The sequence below is a fragment of the Streptomyces sp. NPDC092369 genome (assembly GCF_044755245.1).
Classification (GTDB): Bacteria; Actinomycetota; Actinomycetes; order Streptomycetales; family Streptomycetaceae; genus Streptomyces.
This window is the reverse complement of the sequence record NZ_JBIVQP010000009.1, coordinates 1-21,540: the sequence shown is the minus strand read 5'-3', so window position 1 is coordinate 21,540 and position 21,540 is coordinate 1. Positions and strand designations below refer to the sequence as shown.

General features: G+C 68.2%; 28 protein-coding genes and 2 pseudogenes. 15 read left to right on the top strand and 15 right to left on the bottom strand.

The genetic code is table 11. The features are described from left to right. Positions 1-121: 121 nt before the first annotated feature. The 4 genes from ACIQI8_RS40910 to ACIQI8_RS40895 all read left to right on the top strand — a co-directional run bounded on the left by ACIQI8_RS40910 (position 122) and on the right by ACIQI8_RS40895 (position 2,682). Positions 122-814, top strand: a complete 693-nt coding sequence (locus tag ACIQI8_RS40910; RefSeq protein ID WP_402362901.1) for a HemK2/MTQ2 family protein methyltransferase — start codon at positions 122-124, stop codon at positions 812-814. Beyond that, a complete protein-coding gene (locus tag ACIQI8_RS40905; RefSeq protein WP_402362899.1) occupies positions 798-1,154 on the top strand; it encodes a CDGSH iron-sulfur domain-containing protein in 357 nt (118 codons plus the stop codon). The genes ACIQI8_RS40910 and ACIQI8_RS40905 overlap by 17 nt, the downstream gene beginning before the upstream one ends. Then, the gene (locus tag ACIQI8_RS40900; protein WP_402362896.1) at positions 1,151-2,197 is read left to right on the top strand and encodes an iron-containing redox enzyme family protein; all 1,047 of its coding nucleotides are present in this window, start codon (positions 1,151-1,153) and stop codon (positions 2,195-2,197) included. Before ACIQI8_RS40905 ends, ACIQI8_RS40900 begins: the two co-directional genes overlap by 4 nt. A gap of 131 nt (positions 2,198-2,328) precedes the next feature. Then, on the top strand, positions 2,329-2,682 hold the full coding sequence (locus tag ACIQI8_RS40895) for an STAS domain-containing protein (protein WP_402362893.1): 354 nt from the start codon (positions 2,329-2,331) through the stop codon (positions 2,680-2,682). Between the two features lie 196 nt (positions 2,683-2,878). Here the strand turns inward: ACIQI8_RS40895 and ACIQI8_RS40890 are convergent, their stop codons facing one another. From ACIQI8_RS40890 to ACIQI8_RS40870, 5 genes are all read right to left on the bottom strand, one after another. After that, positions 2,879-3,298: an ATP-binding protein gene (locus ACIQI8_RS40890; protein ID WP_402362890.1), complete on the bottom strand. Its 420-nt coding sequence runs from the start codon at positions 3,296-3,298 to the stop codon at positions 2,879-2,881. A 396-nt stretch (positions 3,299-3,694) separates the two neighbouring features. Further along, positions 3,695-4,459, bottom strand: a complete 765-nt coding sequence (locus ACIQI8_RS40885; protein WP_402362887.1) for a cytochrome c oxidase assembly protein — start codon at positions 4,457-4,459, stop codon at positions 3,695-3,697. Between the two features lie 16 nt (positions 4,460-4,475). Beyond that, positions 4,476-4,973: a DUF2243 domain-containing protein gene (locus ACIQI8_RS40880; protein ID WP_402362884.1), complete on the bottom strand. Its 498-nt coding sequence runs from the start codon at positions 4,971-4,973 to the stop codon at positions 4,476-4,478. Continuing rightward, positions 4,970-5,539, bottom strand: a complete 570-nt coding sequence (locus tag ACIQI8_RS40875) for a hemerythrin domain-containing protein (protein ID WP_402362881.1) — start codon at positions 5,537-5,539, stop codon at positions 4,970-4,972. The genes ACIQI8_RS40880 and ACIQI8_RS40875 overlap by 4 nt, the downstream gene beginning before the upstream one ends. Position 5,540: 1 nt before the next feature. Continuing rightward, a complete protein-coding gene (locus ACIQI8_RS40870; protein WP_402362878.1) occupies positions 5,541-6,743 on the bottom strand; it encodes a hypothetical protein in 1,203 nt (400 codons plus the stop codon). Between the two features lie 201 nt (positions 6,744-6,944). Between ACIQI8_RS40870 and ctaD the strand changes: the two genes are divergently transcribed. Next, entirely contained in the window at positions 6,945-8,657 is a 1,713-nt protein-coding gene (gene ctaD / locus ACIQI8_RS40865) for a cytochrome c oxidase subunit I (RefSeq protein ID WP_402362875.1), read from the top strand. A gap of 111 nt (positions 8,658-8,768) precedes the next feature. Here ctaD and ACIQI8_RS40860 read toward each other — a convergent pair whose 3' ends face one another. The 4 genes from ACIQI8_RS40860 to ACIQI8_RS40845 are packed head-to-tail and all read right to left on the bottom strand — an operon-like array spanning position 8,769 to position 10,792. After that, positions 8,769-8,972 carry an antitoxin gene (locus ACIQI8_RS40860; RefSeq protein ID WP_402362873.1) on the bottom strand — a complete coding sequence of 68 codons (204 nt, stop codon included), beginning with the start codon at positions 8,970-8,972 and terminating at the stop codon, positions 8,769-8,771. A 51-nt stretch (positions 8,973-9,023) separates the two neighbouring features. Next, on the bottom strand, positions 9,024-9,704 hold the full coding sequence (locus ACIQI8_RS40855) for a DUF3618 domain-containing protein (protein ID WP_402362870.1): 681 nt from the start codon (positions 9,702-9,704) through the stop codon (positions 9,024-9,026). Then, positions 9,680-10,120, bottom strand: coding sequence for a phage holin family protein (locus ACIQI8_RS40850; protein WP_402362868.1), 441 nt, complete (start codon positions 10,118-10,120; stop codon positions 9,680-9,682). Before ACIQI8_RS40850 ends, ACIQI8_RS40855 begins: the two co-directional genes overlap by 25 nt. 3 nt (positions 10,121-10,123) lie before the next feature. Next, entirely contained in the window at positions 10,124-10,792 is a 669-nt protein-coding gene (locus ACIQI8_RS40845) for a hypothetical protein (RefSeq protein ID WP_402362866.1), read from the bottom strand. A 572-nt stretch (positions 10,793-11,364) separates the two neighbouring features. Here ACIQI8_RS40845 and ACIQI8_RS40840 point away from each other — a divergent pair. From ACIQI8_RS40840 to ACIQI8_RS40815, 6 genes are all read left to right on the top strand, one after another. Next, positions 11,365-12,321 (top strand): LLM class F420-dependent oxidoreductase, encoded by a 957-nt coding sequence (locus ACIQI8_RS40840; protein WP_402362862.1) that lies wholly within the window; start codon positions 11,365-11,367, stop codon positions 12,319-12,321. 81 nt (positions 12,322-12,402) lie between these two features. Then, positions 12,403-12,729 (top strand): plasmid stabilization protein, encoded by a 327-nt coding sequence (locus ACIQI8_RS40835; RefSeq protein ID WP_402362859.1) that lies wholly within the window; start codon positions 12,403-12,405, stop codon positions 12,727-12,729. 41 nt (positions 12,730-12,770) lie between these two features. Further along, positions 12,771-13,307 (top strand): cysteine hydrolase family protein, encoded by a 537-nt coding sequence (locus ACIQI8_RS40830; protein WP_402362856.1) that lies wholly within the window; start codon positions 12,771-12,773, stop codon positions 13,305-13,307. Positions 13,308-13,465: 158 nt separating this feature from the next. Beyond that, complete coding sequence (locus ACIQI8_RS40825; protein ID WP_402362853.1) at positions 13,466-13,795, top strand: DUF5133 domain-containing protein; 330 nt, start codon at positions 13,466-13,468, stop codon at positions 13,793-13,795. Beyond that, on the top strand, positions 13,792-14,214 hold the full coding sequence (locus ACIQI8_RS40820; protein ID WP_402362850.1) for an SsgA family sporulation/cell division regulator: 423 nt from the start codon (positions 13,792-13,794) through the stop codon (positions 14,212-14,214). The genes ACIQI8_RS40825 and ACIQI8_RS40820 overlap by 4 nt, the downstream gene beginning before the upstream one ends. A gap of 108 nt (positions 14,215-14,322) precedes the next feature. After that, the gene (locus tag ACIQI8_RS40815; protein WP_402362846.1) at positions 14,323-14,979 is read left to right on the top strand and encodes an endonuclease; all 657 of its coding nucleotides are present in this window, start codon (positions 14,323-14,325) and stop codon (positions 14,977-14,979) included. Positions 14,980-15,073: 94 nt separating this feature from the next. Here the strand turns inward: ACIQI8_RS40815 and ACIQI8_RS40810 are convergent, their stop codons facing one another. The 5 genes from ACIQI8_RS40810 to ACIQI8_RS40790 form a co-directional block, all read right to left on the bottom strand. Continuing rightward, positions 15,074-15,424: a PRC-barrel domain containing protein gene (locus ACIQI8_RS40810; RefSeq protein WP_402362843.1), complete on the bottom strand. Its 351-nt coding sequence runs from the start codon at positions 15,422-15,424 to the stop codon at positions 15,074-15,076. 87 nt (positions 15,425-15,511) lie between these two features. After that, entirely contained in the window at positions 15,512-15,994 is a 483-nt protein-coding gene (locus ACIQI8_RS40805; protein WP_402362841.1) for an SRPBCC family protein, read from the bottom strand. Positions 15,995-16,098: 104 nt separating this feature from the next. Continuing rightward, positions 16,099-16,284, bottom strand: coding sequence for a hypothetical protein (locus ACIQI8_RS40800; protein ID WP_402362838.1), 186 nt, complete (start codon positions 16,282-16,284; stop codon positions 16,099-16,101). Between the two features lie 256 nt (positions 16,285-16,540). After that, complete coding sequence (locus ACIQI8_RS40795) at positions 16,541-17,707, bottom strand: PP2C family protein-serine/threonine phosphatase (protein ID WP_402362835.1); 1,167 nt, start codon at positions 17,705-17,707, stop codon at positions 16,541-16,543. 192 nt (positions 17,708-17,899) lie between these two features. Beyond that, positions 17,900-18,553, bottom strand: coding sequence for a type III effector protein (locus tag ACIQI8_RS40790; protein ID WP_402362832.1), 654 nt, complete (start codon positions 18,551-18,553; stop codon positions 17,900-17,902). 137 nt (positions 18,554-18,690) lie between these two features. On the opposite strand from ACIQI8_RS40790, the gene ACIQI8_RS40785 reads away from it, so the two are divergent. From ACIQI8_RS40785 to ACIQI8_RS40775, 3 genes and pseudogenes are all read left to right on the top strand, one after another. Then, positions 18,691-19,125: an Hsp20/alpha crystallin family protein gene (locus tag ACIQI8_RS40785; RefSeq protein ID WP_402362829.1), complete on the top strand. Its 435-nt coding sequence runs from the start codon at positions 18,691-18,693 to the stop codon at positions 19,123-19,125. A 153-nt stretch (positions 19,126-19,278) separates the two neighbouring features. After that, positions 19,279-19,431, top strand: a pseudogene (locus ACIQI8_RS40780) (DUF2267 domain-containing protein); the annotation flags it as partial. Between the two features lie 152 nt (positions 19,432-19,583). Further along, positions 19,584-19,979 (top strand): DUF2267 domain-containing protein, encoded by a 396-nt coding sequence (locus tag ACIQI8_RS40775; protein WP_402362826.1) that lies wholly within the window; start codon positions 19,584-19,586, stop codon positions 19,977-19,979. A 402-nt stretch (positions 19,980-20,381) separates the two neighbouring features. Here ACIQI8_RS40775 and ACIQI8_RS40770 read toward each other — a convergent pair whose 3' ends face one another. Further along, positions 20,382-20,726: a MerR family transcriptional regulator gene (locus ACIQI8_RS40770; RefSeq protein ID WP_402362823.1), complete on the bottom strand. Its 345-nt coding sequence runs from the start codon at positions 20,724-20,726 to the stop codon at positions 20,382-20,384. Between the two features lie 486 nt (positions 20,727-21,212). Here ACIQI8_RS40770 and ACIQI8_RS40765 point away from each other — a divergent pair. Next, positions 21,213-21,390 (top strand): annotated as a pseudogene (locus ACIQI8_RS40765) (ATP-binding protein); the annotation flags it as partial. Between the last annotated feature and the right edge of the window lie 150 nt (positions 21,391-21,540).

Below are 21,540 nucleotides of genomic sequence, written 5' to 3'. Positions count from 1 at the left end.
TCAGTGCTGCGACCGTCGCCCGGTGGCGGCGGGCTCCAGGTGCGCCAAGTGTGAAAGGAACCGGTCCAGCGCCTGGCGATGCATACGACACCGCTGACCCGCGCTGCCCCGGAGGTACTCGATGACGACCACTGCCGCACGCCCCTTTGAGTTCGACAGACTCGGGGATCTATGGACACTGCCCGGGGTGTACGCGCCCCAGGCCGACACGCGTCTCCTCGCCCGCGCCCTGCACGCGGAGAACATCACGGCGGACACCGACGTCCTCGACGTGTGCACGGGCAGCGGCGCACTGGCCGTGCAGGCGGCCCGGGCGGGCGCGCGAGTGGCGGCCACCGACATATCCTGGCGCGCGACAGTGACCGCCAGGCTCAACGCGGCCCGTGCGGGACAGCGGGTGGAGGTGCGCCGTGGCGACCTGTCGATGCCGTGGTTCGGACGGACCTTCGACCTGGTCGTGAGCAATCCGCCCTACGTTCCCGCTCCGAGCGCCCGGCTGCCGCTGCGCGGCGCGAGCAGGGCGTGGGACGCGGGCCCGGACGGTCGCCACGTCGTCGACCGGATCTGCGCCCACGCTCCGCGGCTCCTGCGGCCGCGCGGCGTGCTGCTCATGGTCCACTCCGGCCTGTGCGACGCCGCGGTAACGCTTGGCAGACTGCGCGAGGCCGGTATGCGGTGCGAGGTGGCCCAGCGGACGCGGGTGCCGTTCGGGCCCGTGCTGACCGAGCGGCTGCCCTGGCTCCGCGCACAGGGAATCGTGCGGGCCGACGAGGACATGGAGGAGCTGGTGGTCGTCCGTGCCGAACGAAGCTGAACGACCCCGACGCGTCAGCGTCGACCGCGACGGGCCCGTCCTGATCGAAGGGCCGGTCGAGCTGGTCACCGACGACGGCACCGTGGTGACCTCCGACCGCTTCCTCGTCGCCGTCTGCACCTGCCGCCGCAGCCGTATCTATCCCTGGTGCGACACCAGCCACCGCCGCCACAAGCGCCCGCAGGCCACCGACGGCGACCAGACCGAACGCGCCGACGCCGGAACCGGTCGGCAGACTCACGACCGCCCCGACGGGCACGACCGGAGCCGGGCCGATGACCGACCGGAGCCCGGGTCCCAGCACCACGACCCTCGCCCTGACCCGAGGAAGAAGCCATGACGGCGACCGCGACCGACACTCCCGGTGTCCCCATCACGACCCCGACGCTGCCCGGGCCCCGAGGACCGCTGTCGGCAGGCCTGCTGGCCGCACTCACCGACCCGAGGCAGCCCGCACCGGACCCCGAGGGCGCCCAGCGTGCTGACCCCTACGGCGAGGACCTGCAACTCGCCCTCTATCTCCTCTACGAACTGCACTACCGAGGCTTCGCCGGCGTCGCCGACGACCGTGAATGGGACCCCGCGTTGATGCCCCTGCGCCAAGCGCTGGAGGACCGCTTCCTGACCGCTCTGCGCGCCGACGTACCCACGGACCGCGACGTCGACGAAGCGTTCGGCGACCTGCTGGTGGAGTCGACCGACCACAGCGACAGCGTCGCTCACCACCTCCAACACCACGGCGACATCGGGCAGTTGCGCGAGTACGTGGCTCTGCGCTCGCTGTACCACCTCAAGGAGGCCGACCCGCACGCCTGGGTGATCCCCAGGCTGCGCGGCCGAGCCAAGGCAGGCATGGTCGCCATCGAGTACGACGAGTTCGGCGCCGGCCGCGCCCAGAACATCCACGCCCAGCTCTTCGCCGACCTCATGACGGACCTGGACCTCCGCACCGACTACGGCCATTACCTCCCCGCGGCCCCGGCCCCCCTGCTGGCGACCGTCAATGTCATGACGCTCTTCGGGCTGCGCCGTTCCCTGCGCGGCGCGCTGGTGGGCCACTTCGCGTGCGTCGAGGTCACCTCCTCCCCCGGCTCCCGCCGCCTCGCGGCAGCGATGCGCCGCACCGGGGCCGGCCCCGCAGCCGAGCGGTTCTACGACGAGCACGTCGAGGCAGATGCCGTGCACGAACAGGTCGTACGCCGCGAGGTCATCGGTGGACTCCTTGCCGACGAGCCGCATTTGGAGCCGGATGTCGCGTTCGGCGCGGACGCCACCGTCTTCCTGGAAACCCGACTGGGCACCTACCTGCTCGACGCCTGGCGTAAGGGCCGCCCGGCCATCCGCGCCGACGTCCACGGGCGTCCGAACTCACCCGTCTGCTGACGCCCTTCGGCCTTGATCACGGGACAGCGGTGCCGCCCGGGCGAAGAGACGTTCGGCATCCTGTCCCCGCCTCGCCGCATCGGCACCACCACCACAACGCCGACAGCGGCAGCAACTGAAGGGAAGCGACGATGAGCGACAATCTGCGCGTCACCGTGCGGGAAGAAGGCCGGCTCGCGGTGATGAGCATCTCGGGGGAACTGGACGCGGGAACCGCCGGCGGTCTGCACACCGAGGTCGTACAACTGCTGGAGACCCATCCCGACCTGGTGCTCGACATGTCGGGTGTGGCGTTCTGCGACTCCTCCGGCTTCAACGCGCTGCTGCGGATCCGACGGCGGACGACGGAGGCCGACGGCTGGCTCGCGCTGGCGGGACCCCCTCCGCAAGTGGGCCGCTTGCTGGCACTCACCACCGGAGATCATGCTCTGTTCGCCGTATACCCCGGCCAGGAGCAGGCCCTGACCGCCTATCTGGGCCGCTGACCGCGCACGAGGACGGCGAATGCTCAACCCACCTGGAACCAATGGGTTCTCAGGGACGCCCTGTTGACCGTTTCGCGGAGGTGATCCGGGAGGTGCGTTCGCGCGGGCGCAATCGGCGCACCCGGTGAAACGCCGCCGGGTGTGCTGGCTACGGAAGGGACACACCACAGGCGTGCGTGCTCCTGATCCCGCCCCATCAACTCCGGCCGCCTCGTACAGAAGGCGGGTCGGACAGGGCGAGGCGGGCCGTGATGCGCTTACCGACCGGCTCCTGCTCGATGAAGAGCGATTCGGTCACGGCCTTGACGATCTCCAGGCCGTGCTGGCCGATCCGGCCGGGATCGGTGGCCCGGGCCGTGGGAACGGTGGGGTCGCTGTCCCATACGACGATGTCCACGGCGTGGGCGTCGATGCGCAGTTCCATCAGGACGGGGCCCGGGGCGTACTTGAGGACGTTGGTGACCAGCTCGCTCACCACAAGCTGGGTGAGGTCTCTGGCACGTGCGGGCACGGGCAGTTGATGGTCGGCGTGCGCCCGGTCGAGGAAAGCGACAGCGTGATGGCGGGCGTCGGCGATGCAGCCGTCTTCTCCGTCCAAGGCATAGCCGGCGCGCATCAGGTGCGCATCCCTCTCAGGACAGTCGTCACCGTCGACCTCGGATCCCACTCCCGACGTCCTCCTCATTTCGCGTCCATGGGCACGCGAGTACCCAGCCTCCGGACAGACAATGGCAATGGTATGTGTTGGTTACAACCGACGAGTGCACCCGGCTGGGGAGGTGGGCAGAGTCATCTGCGCACGCCCCGCCCCGGGACAGCGTAAGCGCAGCCGCAGAAGCGGTGACCGTCATCAAGCAAGCAGGTCGGCCGCAGAGGCTGTCTGTCGAGCTCCGCCTGGTGGACGGCGTCCGTATTGTCGCGGTGCATGAGGAGATCGACCACGAGGCCAGGATGTCGGCCTCGACAAGGCCATCGACTGTCATCCCGTCCTCGCAGGCGGCGCGGACCGAACTCAGGGCCCCCTGGGGAGCCCCTGGACGGCCGCCCTTTCACGGACGAGCGCCCGCCCTTGCGCCCGGTACCACTGGCCGGCCAGCACGACAGCCAGCGCGATCTCCACCAGGTCTCCGCCGTAGTACATCACCTGGGACGCGAGGTGCAGATCGGCCGACGCGTACGCAGTGCCCGGCGGTCCCGACACCCACAGACTCTTCGCGAGCACGGCATGCGCCGCCGATACCACCAGCAGTGTTCCCCCGCGCAGCGCGAGACCGACCCGGTGGCGTAGGGGATCGAGTGCCAAGAGCGTGAAGGTGAACAGCGTCCCGGACACAAAGAGGTGGACGGACAGCAACGGGCTGTGGAGTGCTTGCGCGGGCAAGGGGGCGCGGTAGAGCGCCCACAATCCGCCGAGGTCGACAGCCGCGGCGACCGCGGGGTGGAAGAGTACGGCCGCCGGCGCCGATCGCGTCGTGCTCACCAGGAACCGGCGGGCGGGTACCGGCAGGACGCGTAAGGCCAGAGTGAGGGGCCTGGCCAGCACCACGAGCACCGGTGCGGCCATGCCCGCCACCACATGTGAGGCCATGTGCCCGGTGAAGGGCCTGAGCCACACCTCCCACGGCAGAGCGACCGAACTCATCAGCAGGAGCCCGCCGAGCCACAGGACCCCGTCCCGACTGCGCGGCCAGGCGTCGCCCCGCCTCCGCAGTTGCCTGGCCGCGCCGGTGTAGAGCACACCGCCCATGAGCACCACGACTGCCAGGGCACCGGTCATGGGCGGTTCTCGCGCATCACGGCCTCCGCTCCCCCTCGCCGCGGCCGTCGTCCGCGCGCCCGGCGACAAGCCCTTGCTCGCGGCTTGTCGCAGCACGTCGCGACCGGCGCCACAGCAGCAGGCCGGCCACCAGGAACAGTCCGGCGATCACGTCCCACGTCCAGTCGTAGGGCGCCGGATCAACGTCGTAACGGATCTGGTGGAGCCGTAACACCTTGTGCTGGATCGTGCCGTCGTACAGCTGGAACCCGCCGATTCCCAGGCAGATCCCCGACCACCAGGCCGTCGCCAGCAGGCCCTCCCGGCGCCTGAGATCGGCGTACAGGAAGAGGGCCGCCACCATGGCGAGCCAGCCGCCGGCATGGAAGAGACCGTCGGACACCAGACCCGCATCCCGAGTGGATCTGTCGTAGAAGTGATGCCAGTGCAGCAACTGGTGGAAGACGGTCTCGTCCACGAACGCTGCGATCCCGACTCCGGCGAGCAGCCCGGCGAGCAGGGAACGCCCTTTCACCCGTCCTTGCCCATGGCCTTGCGCACGGCGTCCCGGGTGCGGTCGATCAGCGCGGCGACCGGCCCGAGCGCGATGTTCTTCGCCGCGGACTCGGTGCCCGGGTGGGGGTGGGTGGGCGCCATCGCCTCGGCCGCCTTGATGCCGGCAGCCAAGGAGGACAGGCACGCGGCATCGGCGCAGCGGCGAATGTGGATGAACTCATACCGCTCCTCCGCCCGAGCGTGCGCCATCACCTCCCCGCGCAGAGCGGTGAGTTCGGCGAGGAACTTGGGGTCGTCGGTGTCCGCACCGTCCAGCCGGGCAAGGGTCTCCTTGGCCGCCCTCTCCTCCGCGAGTCGGTCCTTGACCACCTCTTCGCCGCCGGTCACGGACGTCCGGGTGAAGGGGTGCACGACCTCTTCCTCGGCGGTCTCGTGCACGGCGAGCAGCCGCACCAGTCGCCGGAAAGCGTCCCGGCGTTCGTCGCCGGTGGTCTGCTCGACCTCGTCGAAGAGGTTGCGGATGTCGCCGTGCTGCCGCATCAGCAGGGCCACGACATCGGCGTCGCTCGCCGCTATCCCGGCCATGTCAGTTCCTCTCGCGGGAGGCGGCATCGGGGTGTTCCCCCTCGGTCTGCGAGCGGTACTCGCGGCCGAACAGCTCCCGGTGCTGGACCATCACCCGCTCGCTGGGCGGCTCCTCACCGCCGTGGATCTGCTCCTGCATCCGTTCGAACCGTTCGTGTGCGTCCTGCACGTAGCCCGTGCCGAGCGTGGTCAAATCCATCTGGGTGTCCAGGAGTTCACGCAGATAGGTCTTGTTGGGCTCGAAGGTGAGCACGTTCGGCAACTCCGGAGCGAGGACCTCCTGCGGCTCACGACCGTCGTGCGTGCGCATCAGATCGCAGGCGATCCGCAGGTGTTCGAGCTCCATGTTCAGATGCAGCTCCCAGATCGCCTTCACCTTCGGGTCGGACTCCTGCTCCATGAAGGAGTGGTAGAGGTAGCACTCGTTGTACTCGTGGTGGACCAGTTGCTCCCACCAGCTCTCACCCGGGTCGACGAGCGACTCGTAGTGAGTGACGTGCTCCTCCTCGATGAGGGCGATCTCCTGATAGAGCTGGCGGGCGATCGGCTCCATGTACTGCGGGCCGACGTTCATGTAGAAGTTCATGGTCTGCTGCTCCGTCGACATGACCGTCAGCGCGTGCAGCCGGGAGAGCGGGTCGACCGTCGTACGGTCGTAGGGCTCGCGGACGTTGTCGGCGGGGTGGCGGTGGTGGAACTTCGTCGGCCGTCCCGGCATCACCTCGGTCAGGCCTTCGACGATCGCGTCCGCTTTGCGGTGCTCGATCATCTCGTAGAGGTTGGCGTAGCGGTACAGGTGGTCGAAGTCCTCCAGGACGCCGAACTGGTAGGCCTGCTTGAGGTACGGGTCGGGTTCGGACCTGGCGATCCAGCCGGTGAGGTCGACGGCCACCTGCTCGTAGGCGATCGTCGTCTCCAGGACCGAAGCCAGCCCGGGCAGCAGCCAGTTGACGGCCTTCTGCTGCTGCGCCTCGATGTAGCGGACTTCCGCCAGTTGCCGTTTGACCTCCGGGTCCGGGCAATGGCGGGCGAACTGGTGGCTGAAGAGAATGGCTTCGACCTCGATGCCGTTCATCGTGATGATCCGGCAGCGCGTGTACGGGTCACAGTGGTCCGGGTCGATCGGCTCGACATCGAGCTCGCGCCAGTTGCGGATCTGTCGGTCCAGCGGAATGCCTTGCTGTTGCAGGGGATTGAAGGTCATCCGGGCCTCCTCGAGGAGCCTGGTGTGCGAGGTCGGCGTCGAGTACCCGCCGCCTTTCCGCCCAACCGGGGAGGATTGACATCTGCTCGGTTGGTTACACGCTGCTCATCCCGAAGACGGGAGAAGAGGGCGGACGCGCGGCTTTCGTCATCTTCGCCTCGTCCCGTTCCGCGCACCGACTCCTGCCGATCGAGGAACCCGATGGCGACACACACAGAACCGGTTGCTCCGATCCCCGCGGTGGAACGCCGGGGCAAGGGGCAGGTGATCGTTTCCTGGCTGACCACGACCGACCACAAGAAGATCGGTCATCTCTACCTCATCACCTCGTTCTGCTTCTTTCTGATCGGCGGCGCGCTGGCGATGGTCATGCGGGCGGAACTGGCCCGGCCGGGGCTGCAGTTCCTGTCCACCGAGCAGTACAACCAGGCGTTCACCATGCACGGAACGCTCATGCTGCTGCTGTTCGCCACCCCGACGTTCGCCGGCTTCGCCAACGCGGTCATGCCGCTGCAGATCGGCTCCCCCGACGTCGCCTTCCCCCGACTGAACATGTTCTCGTACTGGCTGTTCCTGTTCGGCGGTCTGATCGTGCTGGGCAGCTTCCTCACCCCGCAAGGCGCCGCCGACTTCGGCTGGACCGCCTACACCCCGCTCAGCGGCCCCATCCGCAGCGGCTACATCGGCGCGGACCTGTGGATCATGGGGCTGGCGCTGGCCGGGTTCGGCACGATTCTGGGCGCGGTCAACTTCATCACCACCATCATCTGCATGCGCGCCCCCGGCATGACCATGTTCCGCATGCCGATCTTCACCTGGAACGTGCTGCTCACCTCGGTACTGGTGCTGCTGGCCTTTCCCGTCCTGGCGGCAGCCCTGCTCGCCTTGGAGGCGGACAGGCGTTTCGGCTCCCGCGTCTTCGATGCCCAGTACGGCGGACCGCTGCTGTGGCAACACCTGTTCTGGTTCTTCGGCCATCCCGAGGTCTACATTCTGGCCCTGCCGTTCTTCGGAGTGATCAGCGAGATCATCCCGGTGTTCTCACGCAAACCGATCTTCGGATATGTCGGGCTGATCGGCGCCACGATCGCCATCACCGGTCTGTCGGTGACCGTATGGGCGCACCACATGTTCGCCACCGGGGCGGTGCTGCTGCCGTTCTTCTCCTTCATGAGCTTCATGATCGCCGTACCGACGGGCGTGAAATTCTTCAACTGGATCGGCACGATGTGGAAGGGATCGATCTCCTTCGAGCCACCGATGCTGTGGGCGGCGGGCTTCCTGGTCACGTTCCTCTTCGGCGGCCTGACCGGCGTGATCCTCGCCTCGCCGCCGATGGACTTCCATGTCACCGACAGCTACTTCGTGGTCGCCCACTTCCACTACGTCCTCTTCGGCACGATCGTCTTCGCCATGTTCGGCGGGTTCAGCTTCTGGTGGCCGAAGATGACAGGCACGATGCTCGACCACAGGCTCGAGAAGATCCACTTCTGGACGCTGTTCATCGGCTTCCACACCACGTTCCTGGTCCAGCACTGGCTGGGCGCCGAGGGCATGCCCCGCCGTTACGCCGACTACCTGGCCGTCGACGGCTTCACCGCCCTCAACACCATCTCCTCCATCGGCGCCTTTCTGCTGGGCCTGTCCACGCTGCCGTTCCTCTACAACGTGTGGAAGACCGCCAAGTACGGCGAGAAGATCGAGGTCGACGACCCATGGGGCTACGGACGTTCCCTGGAATGGGCAACTTCCTGCCCGCCTCCGCGCCACAACTTCGCCACCCTGCCGCGTATCCGCTCCGAGTCCCCCGCCTTCGACCTGCACCACCCACGGATCGCGGAACTGGACCAGCGTGAACACGACGGCAAGCGGGACGTCGTGGACGCCGAAGGACACGAGAGCGACCGGTCGTAGAACGAAGGGCACACACCTGCGACAACTGCCCACCCGCCGGGAAGCCAAGGCCACAAAGCACAGGGGGTCCGGAACCGCCAACGGTTCCGGACCCCCTCGTGTCGCAGATGCTCACGCACCCCTCTCGGGATCGTCGGCGTCACCGCCGTAGGACTTCTGCACGGCATCGACGCCGCGGTCGATCTGCTCGTCGTGCTGGTGGTCGGTGTGGTCCGCCGCGAGGTCCTGGCCCTTGTCGGCCGCGTCGTCGACCTTGTCCGAGTGCTCTTCCGCGGCCTTCTTCGCCTTGCCGGCGAGGTCTCCCAGTCCGCTCATGTTCGCCTCCTCATCATCGTTGGTTGGGCGGGGTCGTTCGGGTGGGTCGCGTCAGGTGGTGCGCTGCCCGGAGTCGCGGACCTCGTCGGCACCGTCCTGTGCCGTCGAGCGCAGCCCTTCCGCGGTCTCGGCTCCCGCCTGCCGTGCGTGCTCACCGGTGGTGCGGGCGGATTCCGTGGCGGTGTCCTTCACCGCCTGCACGGCCTGGGCCGCCGGCTCGCGCAGTTCCTCCCGCACGTCCTTGGCCGCCTCCAACGCGGTTTGCTTGGCCGGCTCGACGATGTCGTCGGCATGCTCGCGCAGTTGACCGGCGACGTGCTCCTCCGCCTTCGTGGTGGGAAGGAGCGCGGCGGCCAGCATGCCCGCGCCGAAGGCGATGACACCGGCGGCCAGGGGGCTGCCCTGGGTCTGCTGCTTGATCCGCGCGGGCGCCTGCTGGGCGGCGTCGCCGATGGTGGATGCCGTGTCGGACACGGCATCACCGACCCGTCCGACGGCCTGCCCCGCGTGGTCGGCGACACCGTGCGCGGTGTCGCTCACCGTGCTGCCGCTGCCGTGCGCTGTTCCCATGACGCGCTCCTTCAATCCGCTCAGCCGGCTCTGGGTCGCGTCGATCTTGCGGCGGGCCACTCGGCCGGGCACCACGCGGTCCGCGAGCAGGTCTACGTTGCGGGCCAGATGCGCCCGTGTGTGGTCGACGTCGCGCCTCAGCTCGTCGGGTTCCGTGCCCATCGGGCATCCTCCTTCAGTGTTTCCACCGTTTGATCCGGCTTCAGATTGACCGCGCGCAGGCGCTTTCGGCCGTTGACGTACAAGATCGCGGCCGCGACCGCCCAGACCGCGGTGACGATCAGCGCCGCCCACGCGAGGTCCATGACGTTGTCGAGCGCGAAGACCACGGTCAGGCTGGCGAGCAGGATGACGAGGTGAACCGCGTATCCGGCCCCGGCGAGCATGCCGCCCGCCTTCCCGGCCTTCATCGACTCCTGCTTGAGCTCGGCTTTCGCCAGATCGATCTCACTGCGTACCAGTTGCGACAGGTCGTTGCTGATGTCACTGATGAGATCGCCCAGCGACGGCTCGGCCGCCGGCGCGCCGGCGTCGGAACCTGCCGAGGGCTGCTGCTGTTCCGAGGGGGACAGTGCCATCGCTCAGTTCCCCTCGGGCCGCGCGATGTGCCCTTGATCCGGTACCGCGGCAGGCTGGTACGCCGGGACCGCGGGAGCAACCGGGACCTCCGGTTCGATCTGCGGCAACGTCCCCGTGGCCTGGGGGCGGCCGGTCGCACCGACGTCCGAGTCGTGGCCACCCGACGATCCGGCGGCGGACATCCCCTTGCCGAGACGTGCCGCGGCGAAACCGGCGACCGCCGCACCCGCCAGGAACAGGCCGGGCTTGCGGCGGGCGAAGTCGCGCAGGTCCTCGACGACGCCTTCGGGGCCGCGGCTCTCCAGATGGGACGCCACCTGCCGGCCGCTGTCCGCCACCTGCCGCACCACGGCGGCAGCTGTCGAGTCCGGCTTGCCGTTCTCGCTCATCTCGTGCAGTTCGTCGGCCAGTCGGCGCACGTTGCCGGCCAACTGCCGGGCCTGCGCGCGGGACTGACCCTGCAGCTGCTCGCGCAGCTCCCCGATCACGTTGCGCGCCTGGGCCGTGGCCTCATGGACAGTGTTCGCGGCCTGATCCTTGGCCGTGTGGGCCACCTCGGCCGTCTTCCCGCCGACCAGTCCGGCACCCTCAGCCGCTTTGTCCTGCGCGGTACTCGCTACCTCCGCCGCGCGGCTCGTGTCGCGCGCCTGCGGTTGATCGAAGTCACTCAAGGCTCCTCCAAAATCGATCGATGTGGATGTGCCTGCCGCCGCATGCGGCAGGGTCTGGCCGGGACAGACCAGGGGGTTCTCTCCGCACCCGGAACCGCCCCGCTGAAAGGTCCGTGTCCGGGCCTTGAGGAGGATCTGCACGGAAGTCCGGCGGCAGGCCGGACGCCTTTGTCCACCTCGCTCCGCGGCTGGGGGCCAGGTGTGATCGGGATCGATCAAGCGGTCTCCAACTCACGCCAGTTGCCGACCTTCCGGTCCGGCGGGATACCGCGATGCTCGAGCAGATTGAAAGTCACGACCGTCCTCCTCAAGAGGGAAGAGACGGAGTACCCATGCGTCTGCCCTTCATGTTCGAACTGCTCCCGGAGCCTGAGGATCGCTCCGGGCGTCGCCTGCCCCGGCGCCCGGATACGAGGCGGTGCCCTCGATGCCGACGGTTGCCTCGTCAGCTTTTCTGGAGATCGTGATGCACCCGGCTCCTCAGCGACGAGGACGCCTGAGCAGCGGACGTTTCCCACTGCGCTCCACGGCCACTCGGAGGGCTGACGGTCCACTGCCCCGAGGAGAGCGCCATGACGGACTTCGGATACTTCCTGTCCTGTGAGGAACACGGTCCCGCCGACTTGGTGGAGCAGGCCAGGATGGCGGAACAGGCCGGATTCACATCGCTGTGGATCTCGGACCACTACCACCCCTGGAACGACAACCAGGGCCAGAGCCCCTTCGTCTGGTCCGTGATCGGCGCCCTCTCACAAGCCGTCTCCCTGCCCGTACAGACGGCCGTGACCTGCCCCCTCATCCGTATGCACCCCGCCGTCGTCGCCCAGGCGGCAGCCACCAGCGCCGTACAGCTGAACGGCCGCTTCCGGCTCGGCATCGGCAGCGGCGAGGCGCTCAACGAGCACATCCTCGGCGACGCCTGGCCCGAGGCAGACGTACGCCTGGACATGCTGGAGGAAGCCGTCCACGTGATGCGCCAGCTGTTCACCGGGGAGCAGATCAGTCACCGGGGCAAGCACTACACCGTGGAGAACGCCCGCCTCTACACGGTCCCCGACGAGCCGGTACCCATCGACGTCTCCGCCTTCGGCCCGCACGCCGCCGAAGTCGCCGGCCGCATCGGGGACGGATTCATCACCATGGCACCGGACGCCACCGCCATCGAACGCTTCCGACGCAGCGGCGGCGGCACCAAGCCTGTCGCCGCCGGACTCAAGGTCTGCTGGGCAACCGACAAGGACGAAGCCGTCCGTACGGCACACCGCCTCTGGGCCAACGAACAGCTCCCCGGCGAACTCGCCCAACTCCTGCCCACCCCAAGCCACTTCGAGCAGGCCTCGGAACTCGTCGGCCCCGACCGCATCGAAGCGAATCTCGCCTGCGGCGACGATCCGGACGCGCACGTGGAGGCGGTCAAGGAGTACATCGACGCCGGCTTCGACACCGTCTACGTCAACCAGATCGGACCGGACCAGCAAGGCTTCTTCGACTTCTACCGCACCAAGGTGCTGCCCCACCTCGGAGACTGACGAGCTCCTTACGAGCACGTTTACGCCACCCCACGGGAGGGGAACCCGTGGATCCATTACGGAGCAGAGAGGAGCAATACGATGCCGGCAGGATCGAACAAGAAGAGGGAACGACAGTACGAACACGTGAAGGAGAGCGCCGAGAAGCGAGGCGAGTCCACGCGCCGGGCGAAGGAGATCGCATCCCGCACGGTGAACAAGGAACGCGCCCGCGCCGGCGAGGCGAAGACCTCCAGCAAGACCTCCACACGCGACCCGAAGTCCGCCTCCCAACGCGGCGGACAGCGCTCGCACAGCGGCGCCGAGGGCCCCACGAGGGACCAGCTCTACGCCGAGGCGAAGAAGCGCAATATCCAGGGCCGATCCTCCATGAACAAGAGCCAACTGCAAAAGGCTCTCGGCCGCTGACCAGGACGCGGGGAAGTCCCCGCGGGTGCAGGGTGGAAGGCATGGCAAAGACCGCACTCATCGTCATCGACATGATCAACACGTACGACCATGACGACGCCGTCCTGCTGACCCCGTCGGTGAAGGCATCCCTGCCCGCGGTGACCGGGCTGCTGCACCGAGCACGTCGGCTCGACGTGCCCGTCATCTACGTCAACGACAACTTCGGGCAGTGGCGGTCCCACCACGGCGAACTCGTGGAGACCGCCCTGCGGGGACCGCACGCCGACCTCGTAGAGCCCGTCGCACCCGACGACGAGTCGTTCTTCGTCGTCAAGGCACGGCACTCCGCCTTCTACGAGACCCCACTCAGCTATCTGCTGGCCGAGCAGGGCGTCGACCACCTTGTGCTGTGCGGCCAGGTCACCGAGCAGTGCGTGTTGTACTCGGCGCTCGACGCCCACATCCGACATCTACGAGTGACGGTGGCCCGAGACGCGGTGGCCCACATCCACGCGGACCTGGCAGAAGCCGCCCTGCAGATGATGGAACGCAACATGGGAGCGCGCATCGTGACCGCGGACGACGTCCGGTTCTGAACAGCGACGCCTCGCCCGGCCTCCGAAGAACCGCCCTCCCTCGCGCCGACCGCCTACGGAGGCCGAAGCGGAGGCTCCGGTGACGCGCGAGCAACCCATTCCGCCGCGGTCCGGTCCGTTTCGGCTCGTACGGGCGGGGCACACGGGAGCGGAGTCAAGTGCTTGGGCCGGCAGGCACCCTTCTTCCCCCTTCGAGGAGTGTCATCGTGCCCTCCCCATCCCGCCTCGATCCGGACCCGGCAGTGCCGCAACGGGCACTGGACCACCACCCGGCACTCACGACCGACGGGGACCCGGCCCCCGCCGCCACCGCGCAGAACGCCTCCTCCACCCTGTGTGCCCTGACCGGCACCCGCACCGTGGAAGACGCCCTGTCTCCAATCCGTGCACCGCGCTCGGGATCCATGACGCCCAGCCGCTCGCCATCGCGGACGTTGAGGGTCCGCACGACCCAGCACAGCTCGGGGCGGACCGGGGCCCTGACGTGACTCAGCGCCCGGACTGCCCGCAACTGAAGGTCGACACGACCGCATGCGTGGTGGTCGCGGACACCGAAGGAGCCATCGTCGCCGCGCAGTTGGTATACCGGCCCGACGACTGCCTCGCTGCGCGTCTGGTACTGCTGGGACCCGACAGAATGCGTGTCGCCTGGGCCTTCGCCTGGGAGCTGCTCGCGAGGGGCATGATGTCCCCCGCCGGCGACGGAGACATCACCGTGCGACCCGCACCGGGCCTGATCGAGGGCATCGAGGTGAGTCTCGTCGCCCGGTCCATCGCACGAGTGTGGCTGTCCGCAGACTGCGTCGCGGCGTTCGTGCAGATGGTCCGCAGGAGGGCCGGCCTCGACGCCCAAGGAATCGATCGGGCGCTCGACAGGGAACTCTCCACGATCACGAACGGAACGTAGGCGGTGACACTTTCCGCACCGGTGACGCGCGGCTGCCTTTCGATCCTCTTTATGGAGATCCATACGGGTACGTGAAATGTCCTACGCAGTCTTCGGAGGGGAGATCGAATGGCCTCGGCCAGCCAACGCGAGCTGATGCGGGCGCTGTTGGAAACCCACGGCCGCACCTACGCCGCCGAGGCGGGCATCCGCCTCAAAGACACCCCTCAGCCGTTGTACCGACTGCTCGTTCTCGCCTGCCTGCTCAGTGCCCGTATCCGCGCCGACATCGCGGTCGCCACGGCCAAAGAGCTGAGCGCCGCCGGGATGCGTGATCCGCGCCGGATGGCCGAGGCCACCTGGCAGCAGCGGGTCGACGCACTCGGCCGGGGCGGCTACCGCCGCTACGACGAACGCACGGCCACCCAACTCGGCGACGGCGCGAAGCTGGCCACCGATCGCTACGGAGGCGACCTGCGGAAAATGCGGGATCAGGCCGACGGCGACACGGCCACGATACGGCGCTCGCTCCAGGAATTCCCCGGAGTGGGACCGGCCGGCGCTGACATCTTCCTGCGCGAGGCGCAGGCCGTCTGGCCCCGGACGGCGCCCTACCTCGACGCCAAAGCCCTCCAAGGCGCCCGCGCCCTGGAGCTGCCCACCGAACCCGCCGCCCTGCTCCGCCTGGCGGACGGCGCCGAACCGGCCGTCCTGGCCGCGGCCTTGGTCCGCGTCGCCCTCGACAAGAAGGCCTCACAGACCCTCCGGGAAGCCGCCCACGGCTGAGCGGGCTCGACGTTGCTCGGGCGACAGGTAGATATGGGTGTGGGTCGGAGCGGAGGCTCCGACCCACACCTCGCCGCACACCCCGGCTCAGGTCTCACGCACGGTGGCCCTGGTAGTAGCTACCCAGCTGCTCGTGATAGCCCGCCTCACCGGTGTGCTTGTCCTTGTCGAACTCGGGAGCGTTCTTGAGCTCCTCCCTCGTCCGGTCGACGTGGATCCTCTCCTCCGCCGCGTCGATGCCGATGACAAGGCCGGCGGGGATCAGGAGGCGCCTGCCGGAGCTCCACCCCGCCGTGTCGACCACGAAGTGAGACGCCCCGACGTCGTCGGAGTGCTTGTCCACCTTGCCGATGGGGCCGTCCGTCGCCTCGACCTGATAGCCGATCAGGCTGGTGGCCGCGGTGTAACCGACCGCCGGCTGGTAGCCCCACATATCCGCACTCACGAATACCGCTCCTTGATCGGACGAGTTCATGACTCACAGGGAACTTCACGGTCCGCTCGCCATTGCGCGCGCCAGAGCGCCAGAGCGTCAGTGGGTCGTGCCGGGGTCCTCGGGCCGGATACGCCCGCGCCATCCGCCGGTCTCGCCACCGCGATCCTCGATGTAGTCCTTGAATCGCCGCAGGTCCCCCTTGACCCGCCGGTCGATCACGCCCAGAGCGTCCGCGCTCTTCTCGGCGACGCCGGTCGGCTCGACCTCCATGGTGAGCTCCACCCGGGTGTGTGCTGCGTCCAGGGGCTCGAAACGTACCGAGCCTCGCTGCCGCGTGTCACCGTCCACGGAGCGCCAGGTGATCCGCTCGTCCGGCAGCTGGTCGACGATCTCGGTGTCGAACTCGCGCCGCACGCCGCCGATCTTGGTGATCCAGTGGTTGTGCCGGTCGTCGAGCTGCCTCACTTCCTCGACGCCTTCCATGAAGTGGGGGAAGTGCTCGAACTGGGTCCACTGGTTGTAGGCCGTGTGGACAGGAACCTCGACGTCCACGGCTTCCTTGACGGTGCTCGTGCTCATTCGCTCCTCCTTCGATGGGGGGTTGTCCGCGCCGCTCCGGCGGACCGGCGCGGGTCCGGATCGCATTGGGTACCCAGGGAGAAGACATGAAGTCATCCGGACGGTCAGTCCGTGCTCCTGATGATGTTCACCTCGGTACCCGACTGCGCCACCGCCGGCGTGCTCTCGTCCTCGACGGCGGCGACGCAGGTACGCACGCCTTTCCCTCGGCAGTGACGGGCCTTCGACCAGCCCGTCTCGGCGACGCGGATCGACGGTTTCGGCGTGGTGCGCGGGAGTTGTGTGGTCACGGTCGTCATCTTCCTTCTGTGCCGCGGCGCCCTGACTCCTCGAAGCGGGACAGAGACCTACGGCGCGATGTCCTGGTGGTCGAGTTGCCCGCCGAGGTGCACGCAAACCCCTACGAACCCTGCGGCCGTCCAGGACACCTGCGCCGTCGGCCGCAGTGCAACAGCGAGACACCCCTCCGCACGACGTGAAGAGCACTCCTGCGTGGGGGGGTCTTCCCGACCTCCCTTTGCGGCTGAGTCCCCCTCATATCCCCGGTCACGGTCTGCGGCGATCACCGTGCCAGTCCAGTATCAAAACCGTGGCATCGTCCTTGAGGTTGCCCTGGCAGGCGGCGAGCACCGCGGCCGTCAGGCTCCGGACGGCTTCTCGCGGGTGCAGCGCGCGGGTGTCATGGATGAGTGAGGCCAGGTCGACGGCGGCGGCACGGCGCTCCTGCATTCCGTCGGTGAGCAGGACGAGGCGGTCTCCGGGACGCAGGTGCAGTTCCTGGAGGCGGTAGGGGGCGGGTGCGGCCACACCGAAGGGCAGGTTGGCGGCGAGTTCCACCTCTTCGACGGCGTCGTCACGCAGCAGCAGCGGCCGGGGATGGCCGGCGTTGACCAGGTCGCAGCGGCCGGTGTCGAGGTCGACGCACAGCAACTGACCGGTGGCCAGGCCCCGACTGTGGCTCAGCAGGGCCTGGTGGGCGTGGTGGGCCTGCTTGAGGGCGTCACAGCCGCTGCGGCGCGATCTGCGCAGTGCGCTCACCAACAGAGTGGCCAGCAGAGCTGAGTTCGTGTCGTGGCCCATGGCGTCGGTGATGGACAGGTGCAGGGTGTCATGGTCAAGGGAGTAGTCGTAGGTGTCGCCCCCGATGTCGTCGGCCGGCACCAGACCGGCGGCGAGGGTGAACTGCTCCGCCTCGCAGCAGGGCGCCGAGGGAAGCAACTGGTGCTGGATCTCCGCGGCCAGGCTGGTGTGGGTGGTGCGCCGGCCCAAGTGGTACAGGTCGGTGAAACGGCGATCCGTGACGATGATGTAGGCCAGCGCGTGCGCCGCTTCTCGAACCTGTCGCAGCACGGTGTCATCCACGCACTGCAAGGTCACTTCAAGGACGCCGATGCAGTCGCCGCGGTTGGTGACCGGCGTGATGACACGTCGCCCGTCCTGGCCGTCTGCCTCCACCTGCTGGCGCTGGCTCCGCAGAACGCCGTCGTACACGCTGCCCCGCAGGTCGAGCGACTCACCGGAATTCTCGACCTCACCGCCGGTCGCGGCGAGGCGGACCAGCCGCTGCCCGATGAGATCGACGAACAGGAAGGACACATGCTCCGCACCGAGCCGCTTCTGCAGGTCTCGTGCCACCACATCGACAGATTCACCGGGCGGAGCCGCTTCGGCGGCGGCCAGCACCTCGCCCAGTTCCAGATCTCCACCCTCCACGACAACCTCCTATCGGCTGCCACCACTTCTGCCCCACATCCTCGCAATGTCACCCCGTCAACCCGTCTTACCAGGTCAGGGCAGCGCGGCTGGCTTGCGTCAGGAGTCCTCCGGCTCGTGGTTGCGACCACCTCGCTGCGGCGAGTCCGGATCTCTTGTCAGCGATGGTCAAGACATTCACCAAGCGGGAAATCAGGCCCGGCCCTGGCGTTGGCTGCCGCTGCGGTCGCGGAGTTGGTCGGTGTGCCGGGTGACGTCGTCGACGCGCGCCGCGAGATCGGGGTGGCCGGGCGCCAAATATGAGTGCGTGAGCGCCAGGGGACCGACGAGGGCGGCGGCGTCGTTGTCGGCGAGGGCGGCGGTGAGCTCGGCGAGCGGGGTGCGGGCCGCGGCCGGAAGATCGGCGAGGGCTGTGATCTGGCCGGCGAGCTGGCGCAGGTCCGCGGCATTGGCGCGGGCCCAGGCAGCGACGGTGCGGTCCGCGGCGCGGCGGTCGCGGGTGGCCCGTACCCGCTGCTCGCCCGTGGAGCCCGGGTTTCCGGGGTGAACGCGCAGGTACCGGCGTTCGGCGGCCTGGCGGCTGGAGACGCCGAGGGGGTGAGCGAGGTCGGCCCAGCTGGCGCCCGCATCCCGTGCCTCTTCGATCAGACCCGGTTCCCATTCGGCGAGCTGACTGCGCACTTGGCGAAGCAGCAGGAGGGCGGCGCACGCCTCTTCCGAGCTTGCGTGGACGCGCTCGGTGTTCTCGCCGTCCTGTGACGTCCGGGCGGTGCGCAGGGTCTCGTTGATCGCGTTCAAAGCCGCCGCGGCGGCGAGAAAGGACGTGGGGGTGGGCTGATCGTCCATGTCCGTTGGCCTCCAACATCGGTGTCGTCGCGGCGACGACGTTCTACTTGTCATCACTTCGATGACATGTTACAACGATGGCAGGTGAACCGCATTGGCAGCGACGCGCTGACCTGAACCTTGGAGGAGATTTCACGATGTTGATGCGCACCGACCCCTTCCGTGAGCTCGACCGGCTCACCCAGCAGCTCCTGAACACGACCGGAACCTGGTCGCGTCCGTCGACGATGCCCATGGACGCGTACCGGGAGGGCGAGGACTACGTGATCGCCCTCGACCTGCCCGGCGTCTCCGCAGACGCGATCGACATCGACGTCGAGCGGAACATGCTGACCGTCAAGGCAGAGCGCCGGCCCGTCACCAAGGCGGACGACGTGCAGATGGAGCTCTCCGAGCGGCCGCTGGGCGTCTTCTCCCGCCAGCTCGTGCTGGCCGACACCCTGGACACCGAGCACATCAAGGCTGACTACGACGCGGGTGTCCTGACCCTGCGTATCCCGATCGCCGAGCGCGCCAAGCCCCGCAAGATCGCCATCGGTGGCGGTTCCGCACACAAGGAGATCAGGGGCTGAGTCCCCTCACAGCGGCACGGAGGACGGGGAACGCCTCCTCTCCGGTCGTCCCCGTCCTCCGCTCCCCCTCAATGCACATGCGAGAGAACAGCAATGAGCATCCGGTGGGAGGCGTTCCCGGACCTGGCCAAGGAACGCGGTGAGTACGAGAGCATCGAGGAAGCCACCGAGCAGACAGCGGCCTGGGACGTGAGCGCCGCGCTCAGGGCGGCCACGCACACCGCGGGCGAAGGGCTCACCGGTCGCATCCTGCTGCAACTCCCGGCGGGCTACGACCTGCTGATGGTTCGGCCCCGCCCCGGCTAGCCCACTGGGAACGGCAGCTTCCCCCGGGCCCCGACCGACAGCGGCGGTGGCCGGCGAGCCCCACAGCCATCGCCTCGCGACGACAACAGACAAGAAAGGCAACGGCGTTACCCATGATTCCCCCACAGGAACTGTGCCGGACCCCCGTGGGCATGACGTTCGAGCAGATGCTGGAAAGAGTGCGCTACGAAGGCGCCTACCCCACCCGCGCACGTGCGGAACAGTCCGTGCGCGCCGTGCTGGCCGCCCTCGGTCGCCAGCTCATGGGCGATGAGCGCGTGGAGCTCGCGGCCAGGCTGCCGTACGAGGCCGCCGCCGCTTTCACCTCCGAGCCCCCCACCACCGATCCCCTCACCGGCTGGTGCTTCGTCAAGGACCTGACATCCCGCACCGGCGGGACGATGGCCACCGCCCGCTGGGACACCGGTACCGTCCTGCACGTCGTGGCCCAGCTCGTCGACGAGGAACTGCTCAGCCGTATCCTGGCCCAACTCCCCGCCGGATATGCACTGTTGTTCGGCCGCGCCGAACTCACGCAAGCGGCCTGACGCACGGCAACGTTGTAGCGGGCCACGTCCAGATGTGCGGTGATCCACGTGGCCCGCCGGCGGTCAAGCCGCTTCAGGGAGTACGGGTGCTGATATCGAGCCGGTCTGCCTCGCAGACCACGACCTTCTCGACGGAGGTGTCGCTCAGCACCACCGACCCGGCATGGGTACGGGTGACGAGGGTGTGGTCCCAGGTGCGCTTCCCTTGCCCAGCGTCCTGGAACCGACAGTCATCCGGGCGCAATGGTGGCCGCTTCGCCGGGGCCGGCAGCGGTCACCACACCCGGCCGTAGCAGGCCAGGAAGGTCCGCGGGCGGTCTGGGTGGGTTACCGCGATCTGCGCGCGGCGGGCGTGACGTACGCCCACCTCACCCTGGACCTCACCAAAGCTGTTCGACCCACTCAGCCGCCGGCGGTGGTCGTCGGGTTCGCCGATTCTGCGGCGCGGCGGTATTCGGCGTTGATGCGCTGGGCTTCTTCGAGCTGGTCTTCGAGGACGATGATGCGGCAGGCAGCCTCCACGGAGGTGCCGTGGTCGACGAGTTCCCGCGCGCGGGCGGCGATGCGCAGCTGGTAGCGGGAGTAGCGGCGGTGGCCGCCCTCGGAGCGGAGCGGGGTGATCAGGCGGGCTTCGCCGATGGCGCGGAGGAAGCCCTGGGTGGTACCGAGGAGTTCGGCGGCCCGGCCCATCGTGTAGGCGGGGTAGTCCTCGTCGTCGATACGGCCGAACGAATCATCTGCTGTCATCTGCACCTCTCTGCGGAACGTGTCGAGGGGCCCTGGTGCTCATCGCACCAGGGCCCCGAAGGAACTCCTACACCATCTGTCGGCCCTCGTACTGCGCCGACCCTCTGTTTCCGCAGACCCGACCGGCTTGCTGCCGGGGGTGCGGGGATCGCGGTTGCTTGACCGGAGACCACCTCACTATCGATGTCCTGCGGTACCCGGGTTCAAAATGTCGGCCCGGGCGATCCTGATGGCGCTCGGTTCCTCCGTTCTTCCCTCTGGGATCAACTGCTTACAAGTGGGGTACTGCGCACTGCTGGATACCGCGAACTGCACTTGCATGTACTACTGCCCGGCAGTTCGTGTCTGCCAGGCCCTGCTGTCTCTCTGAGTTACGAGAGAACCATAACCCCATCCCCGCAAGGATGTCTACTCTGACAAACACAGATTTTCGCGCGTTCGACAAGGAGTTAATCGCCCCGGGACTGCCTCGGAGGTCCCCGACGTCCGATCGCGGCCGAGGATGCCGACACAGTGGTCCTGTTCGTCTCGGAACTCGCCACCAACGCCCTGCGTCACGGCGGCGGCACCCGCACCCAAGCCCGTGACCGCACACCCCGACAGCATCGAGATGTCCGTGCATGACCGCAGCCCACAGGCGCCGCGCACGCGCACCCCCGACCTGACAGCGACACCGGAAGCGTCACCGGCGAGCGGCCGGGAGTCAGCAAATACAATCTTCGCCATGTCGAAGCCTGACGAGCTGCTCGTTGATGTCGCCACCACGGTGGAGTCCGGGCAGAGCAACCAGATGTCCCTGACCGTGGTCACCGGC